Here is a 1558-nt window from a genome sequence, read left to right as displayed (position 1 = left end):
GGCCCCCGTACGGGCCGGGGCCTCAAGGGAGAACACCGCGCGCACTGCGCTCCCTCGCGCGGGAGTTGCTGGACAGGCTCGCCGAGGTGCCGAGGCCCGGGGCGGCGGGCGGGTGCGAGCCGACGGGATTCGGTGAGATCGTCGCGGCGTGCCCCGGGTGGCCCGGGCCGCGGGCGCCGTACGAGGGCGGCCCGGCGGTCCTGGAGCGGCGGCTGGAAGCCGCCTGGCGCGGGCGCGCGGCCGGGTGCGTGCTCGGCAAGCCGGTCGAGAAGCTGCCGCTCGACGGGATCAGGGCCCTCGCGCGGGCCGCGGGGAACTGGCCGCTGCGCACGTGGTTCACGGCGCGCGGCGTCCCGGCCGAGCTGCTCGCCGCCTACCCCTGGAACCGGCGCAGCGCGGGCGGTTGCCTCGCCGAGAACATCGCGGGGACACCCGAGGACGACGACCTCGACCATCCCGTCCTGACCCTCGAACTGCTGCTGCGGCACGGCCGGGACTTCACGACGGCGGATCTCGCGGCCCTGTGGCTGGAGCAGTTGCCGGCCGGGAAGGTCTTCACCGCCGAGCGGGTCGCCTACGCGAACCTCCTGCGCGGCCTGGAGCCGCCCGAGACCGCCCGGCACCGCAACCCCTTCCGCGAGTGGATCGGCGCGCTGATCAGGGCCGACGTGCACGGCTGGACGCACCCGGGCGACCCGGCGGGCGCGGCGGAGCAGGCGTGGCGGGACGCGGTCCTCAGCCACACCGCCAACGGCGTGTACGGGGCCATGTTCGCCGCGGCCGTGCTCGCGGAGGCGACCGCGCTCGGCGGGGACGCGCACCACTGTTTTGTTTGACCGGCCTGCGCGTCGTGCCGCCCGGCTCCCGCCTCGCCCGCGCCGTGCGCGAGGCGGTCGCCCTGGCCCGTACGCACGAGGATTTCGACGCCGTCGTGGACGCCCTGCACGCGGCGCACCGGGGCACGCACTGGGTGCACGTCGTGCCGAACGCGGCGCTGCTGGCCGCCGCGCTCACGCACGCGGCGCTCGCGGTCGAGGCGGGCGCGGAGGAGGACTTCTTCACGGCGGCGGTGACCCGTACGGTCTCCGGCGGCTGGGACACGGATTCGAACGGAGCGACGGCGGGGTCCGTCGCAGGAGTGCTCCACGGGGTCCCCGGGGTGTGGACCGCTCCGCTGGGGAACCGATTGAGGACAGCGGTCAAGGGGAGCTGGAACGATCCCGGCGCGACCGGCGCGGACTACGGCACGCTCGCCCGGCTCACGACGGAACTCGCCCTCGCCCCCGGGGCCGCGCACGACCAGACCGCCCGCCGTCCCGCCGCCCGGGAGCGCGTCCTCGTACGGGACGCGCCCGCCACGGACGGCGAGGCGCCGCCCCCGAGCGCCCTCATGTTCCCCACGTTGTGGGGGGCATCGTGGTCCTTTTTTTGGTGGGACATGGATCTCGTCTCCCACGTCGCCCGCGCTCCCGAGCGCGGCGAGACCGTCATCGTGGCACGGATTCCGCACCCATCCCGGTGTCTAGGGCGCCAACCAGGCCGTCGCCGCCGCGCGCGC

The 1558-nt window shown here is 76.0% G+C and carries 1 pseudogene; it reads left to right on the top strand.

The annotated features are described in order from the left end of the window. A pseudogene (locus tag SSBG_RS23240) lies at positions 1-1285 on the top strand (ADP-ribosylglycohydrolase family protein); the annotation flags it as partial. Positions 1286-1558: the final 273 nt, after the last annotated feature.

The organism is Streptomyces sp. SPB074 (genome assembly GCF_000154905.1).
Lineage (GTDB): Bacteria > Actinomycetota > Actinomycetes > Streptomycetales > Streptomycetaceae > Streptomyces.
Note: the sequence above shows the minus strand (reverse complement) of the source record. Positions and strands in the feature narration are given on the sequence as shown.